Source organism: Acidisphaera rubrifaciens HS-AP3 (assembly GCF_000964365.1).
Taxonomy (GTDB): Bacteria; Pseudomonadota; Alphaproteobacteria; order Acetobacterales; family Acetobacteraceae; genus Acidisphaera; species Acidisphaera rubrifaciens.
Genome location: NZ_BANB01000184.1, coordinates 1 through 4,227 on the forward strand (window position 1 = coordinate 1; position 4,227 = coordinate 4,227).

The following is a 4,227-nucleotide window of genomic DNA, read 5'->3' on the forward strand; positions in this document are numbered from 1 at the left end:
TCAGCGTCGATGTCCACTGCGCGGCGTGCTTGGCGTTGTGCCAGCCGTCACGATGGGAGGCGATGTAGGTCTCAGCGCAGACCCTGAAGGTCGGTGCCGTGGCCGGACGTTGCCGCCGCTCGCTGCGGCGCGCCTCGATGGGATCGATGCCCTGCTGAAGCATGACTCGGCAGGAAATCGCCTCGCGGCGCGCGTCGGCCAGCGACACGAGGCATCGTCGATCCTCGGCCGCCGGAGGCCGGACCGCGGGACTGTCCTGCGCAACCGCGTTGAGCCTTCCCGTCCGCAGCGCCGCTCCGGAACAAGGCCGGCCGTCCGTCAGCGGGCGGCGGCCATCTCGCGGAACGATACGAGCCGTTGCCGATCCTCGTCCCACACGGCCTTGTTCACGCAGCGAAGGCTTTGCATCAGCGTCAGACGGCCGACGGCGGCCACTTCCGGGTGATCGCGCAGCACCTGCGGCAGCCGGTAGTACGGGATCTGACTGCAAAGGTGATGGACGTGGTGGACGCCGATATTCGCGGTCAGCCATCGCAGCACGACCGGCAGGTCGTAATGCGAGCTGCCATGTAGCCCGCCGACATGGAACTCCCAGCCCGCGTCGCGTGCCCAGAACGTATCCTCGAACTGATGCTGCACGTAGAACAGCCATACGCCGATCGAGGCCGCGATCAGCGTGATCGGCAGCTGCACCAGCAGGAAATCCCCGAGACCGATCTGCCAGATCAGGATCCCGGCCACAGCGGCGATCGCGGCGTTCGTCGCCATCGCGCTCAGCCACGGCTGCAGGCGGCGGCGCGACCGTCCCACCGGCAGCCGGTGACGGAAGATGAAGAGGTAGGCGGGTCCGATGCCGAACATCACGAACGGATGGCGGTACAGGCGGTACAAAAGCCGCCGCGGCCCTGAAAGCGCCACGTATTCGCGCACGGTCAGCGTCGTCACGTCACCGATGCCGCGCCGGTCGAGATTGCCCGAACCGGCATGATGAAGGGCGTGCGTGCGGCGCCAGAAATCGTACGGTGTCAGCGTCAGCACGCCGATGACTCGTCCGACCAGATCATTGGCCAGGCGATGGCGAAAGAACGACCGATGGCCGCAGTCGTGCTGGATCATGAAAAGCCGGACGAGAAACGCCGCCGCCGGCACGGTGAGCAACAGGGCGCCCCAATAACCGGCCTCGAGCGCGACGCATGCCGTGATCCAGAGCAGGGCGAACGGCGCCGCCGTGATCGCGACCTCGACCGCGCTGCGCGTATTGTTGGGCGCGCGGTAGCAACGCAGCGACTGCGCCAGCGCCCTTGACTGTGCCGTCCTGCTATCCTGGGTGGAGCGTTGCTTCATACGCGAGATCCTATTTTCGTCGGATACCTGCCACGAGTGGCGATTGCTTGAAAGACCCGGCCGGGACAGGCCGGGGTGCGCACCGGCGTGGGGGCGCGATTGACGCAGGTCATCGCGCCGGGCCGCGCCCGTGACCCATGCTGGGCGCGAACGATGCGGGCATGGCGGCCCCAACGGCCCGCGCGGCGGAGGGCGGAACGATGTCGGACGATATGGCGCTGCAATCGATGGTGACGGCGCAGCTCGCATGGGCGCCGCAGGTCAACGCCGCGCATATCGGCGTGAGCGTGCGCAACGGCGTGGTGACGCTCACGGGCCATGTCGACAGCTACGCGGCTAAGGCGGCGGTGGAGGCGTCGGCGCGGCGGGTGCGTGGCGTGCGGGCGATTGCTGAGGAAATCGAGGTGCGGCTGCCTGCGGACAAGAAGCAGGCGGACGATCAGATCGCGGAACGGGCCATCCGCCTGCTCGACTGGGATATCGAGGTGCCACACAGCCGCATCGACGTGAAGGTGGAGCACGGGGTCATCACCCTGTCCGGCACGGTCGATTACCGGTTCCAGCGCAGCGCGGCGGAGGAGGCGGTCCAGCGCCTCGGCGGGGTGCGCAGGGTCGTCAACCTGATCGCCGTCGCGCCCCGTCCCGCCGACGAGGCCGACCGGACGCTGATCCTCGGCCGTATCGCCGATGCGCTGCGGCGCAACGCGGAGATCGATGTCGCCCGCATCCGCGTCGATGTCGACGGCGACCATGTCACCCTGCGCGGCAGCGTCCGCAGCTGGGCCGAGCGTCAGGCGGTCGAGGATGCGGCCTGGGCCACGCCGGGGGTCGTGTCGGTGGAAAACGCGATCGGTATCGCGCCCTGAGGTAACGTCCGGGACGCCCCCTGGTTCGGCGCGGGAGCCGCCGCCGCCGATATCAGACTTCAGGACAAGCGCCGCCGACCGGCGGGTATAGTCTCCATACCGCAACGCTGGCCGCCTCCGCAGCCTCGGGCGCGGTCCCGCGACAACCCGCGCAGATCGGGAAAAGGGGGAGGGGATGGGTTCCAAAGCGTATCATCGCGGCGTAGCGTTGGCGGCTGTCGCGGCGCTGTTGGCCATGGGCACGGCCCGGGCGGAGACGCTGCATATCGGGGTGACGGCGACGCTGGAGGGCACCTACACCGTCCTCGGCCAGGACGGCATCCGCGGGCTGAAGGTCGCGCTGAAGGAGTTCGGCGGCAAGGCCGGCGGCTACGACATCGATCCGATCATCGAATCGACGGACGCGAGCCCGGATTCCGCCGTGCGGGCGGTGCGCAAGCTCGTCGAGCAGGATCACGTGAAGATCGTCATCGCGCCGCTCTCCGGCTCCGAGGGCATCGCGGTCAAGGAATACGCCAAGACCCAGCCCAACGTGGTCTTCGTCAACGGCGCCTCCGGCGCGCAGGAGACGACCTATGACCATCCCGCGCCGAACTTCTACCGGTTCAACCCGGACGGGGCGCAGATGTCGGCCGGGCTCGGGTCCTATATCTACAACGTCAAGCACTGGAAGAAGATCGCTACGATCGGCGAGGATTACTCGTTCGTCTATACGCAGGTCTTCGGCCTCGTGCTCGAATACTGCGCGGCCGGCGGCCAGATCGAGCATCGGTTCTGGGTGCCGCTGGGGACCAAGGATTTCTCGTCCGTGATCTCGCAGCTGCCCGACGACGTGGACGCGATCTATGTCGGCCTCGGCGGCGGCGATGCCGTCAACTTCCTGACGCAGTATCAGCAGGCGGGCGGCACCGCGAAGCTGATCGGCGGGTCGATCATGGTCGACCAGACCGTGCTGTCGTCCAAGGGCAAGGCGAAGGACGCGCTGATCGGCACGCCGACCGCGGGTCCGCAGGCGGACACCTCGCCCGATCCCAAGTGGCAGGCTTTCGTGAAGGCGTATCAGGGCGCCTTCCCGCCCGACCAGCGCTTTCCCTCGCCGTCGCTGCTCGCGACGTTCTACTATCTCAACACCAAGGCGGTGCTGACCGTCCTGAACGACATCAAGGGCGACCTCGGCAACAACGAGGCGAAGCTGCGGTCCGGCCTCGCCGGCCTCGTCCTGCACGGCCCGACCGGCGTTATCCGGCTCGATCACAACCGGCAGGCGATCGCGCCCAACTTCGTCAGCGAGGTGGTGCAGGACAGCGCCGGCAACCTCGTGAGCAAGCTCGTCAAGACGATCCCCGACGTGCCGCAGACGCTCGGTCTCGATCCGGCCAAGTTCGCCACCATCGGCGCGCCGAGCCGGACCGTGCCGGAGTGCAAGAAGTACTGAACCGGCACGGGTCGGCGAAAATGGGGGCGGCGGCGGACGTCGCCGCCCCTACGGCTTGCCTGCCAGGGCGCGATGCAGCCGCGCGGAGGATCGCTCCAGGTCCGCGATATGGGTCTGCAGATCGGCATGGAGCAGCCGTCCGTCGCGCTTGAGGATGTCGCCGCCGACGATGACCGTGTCCACGTGGGCGGCCCCCGCGTGCAGCACGATCGCGGCGACCGGGTCGGGGATCGCGGCGAGGCCGATATCGCGGCGCAGCAGCACCAGATCGGCGGCCTTTCCCGGCGACAACGAGCCGATCTCGCTATCCATCCCGTAGCAGCGTGCACCGTCGAGCGTCGCGATCCGCAGCGCATCGAGCGCCGTCATCTCCAGCGACGGCGGCATGGTCTCACGCAGATGGAACTCCTGGTTGCGCAATGCTCGTGCCGTCTGCAACAGAAACCGCATCTGCGTGAACATGTCGGTGGACACGCCGGTGACGACATCGGTGCCGAGGCCGATCATCACGCCGGACGCGCGCGCCGGGCCGGTCGGGGGCAGGCCGAGGCCCATCTGCATCTCGACCTCCGGCGTGATCGC

Annotated in this window: 4 protein-coding genes and 1 pseudogene; 2 read left to right on the plus strand and 3 right to left on the minus strand. The window is 68.1% G+C overall.

Annotated elements, in window-relative coordinates:
- Together B8460_RS06635 and B8460_RS06640 are read right to left on the minus strand one after the other, a co-directional pair.
- Positions 1–208: pseudogene (locus tag B8460_RS06635) on the minus strand (integrase); the annotation flags it as partial.
- 110 nt (positions 209–318) lie between these two features.
- A complete protein-coding gene (locus B8460_RS06640; protein WP_048860797.1) occupies positions 319–1,344 on the minus strand; it encodes a fatty acid desaturase in 1,026 nt (341 codons plus the stop codon).
- Positions 1,345–1,544: 200 nt separating this feature from the next.
- On the opposite strand from B8460_RS06640, the gene B8460_RS06645 reads away from it, so the two are divergent.
- Together B8460_RS06645 and B8460_RS06650 are read left to right on the plus strand one after the other, a co-directional pair.
- Positions 1,545–2,210: a BON domain-containing protein gene (locus tag B8460_RS06645; RefSeq protein WP_084623298.1), complete on the plus strand. Its 666-nt coding sequence runs from the start codon at positions 1,545–1,547 to the stop codon at positions 2,208–2,210.
- A 235-nt stretch (positions 2,211–2,445) separates the two neighbouring features.
- Positions 2,446–3,645 carry an ABC transporter substrate-binding protein gene (locus B8460_RS06650; RefSeq protein WP_199445569.1) on the plus strand — a complete coding sequence of 400 codons (1,200 nt, stop codon included), beginning with the start codon at positions 2,446–2,448 and terminating at the stop codon, positions 3,643–3,645.
- 48 nt (positions 3,646–3,693) lie between these two features.
- Here the strand turns inward: B8460_RS06650 and B8460_RS06655 are convergent.
- Positions 3,694–4,227: amidohydrolase family protein (locus tag B8460_RS06655; protein ID WP_048860799.1), on the minus strand; the 534-nt coding region annotated here is incomplete at its 5' end.

Bases quoted from the DNA above. Each gene is read 5' to 3' on its own strand.
- B8460_RS06640 (WP_048860797.1), bottom strand. From the start codon at position 1,344: ATGAAGCAACGCTCCACCCAGGATAGCAGGACGGCACAGTCAAGGGCG.
- B8460_RS06645 (WP_084623298.1), top strand. From the start codon at position 1,545: ATGTCGGACGATATGGCGCTGCAATCGATGGTGACGGCGCAGCTCGCA.
- B8460_RS06650 (WP_199445569.1), top strand. From the start codon at position 2,446: ATGGGCACGGCCCGGGCGGAGACGCTGCATATCGGGGTGACGGCGACG.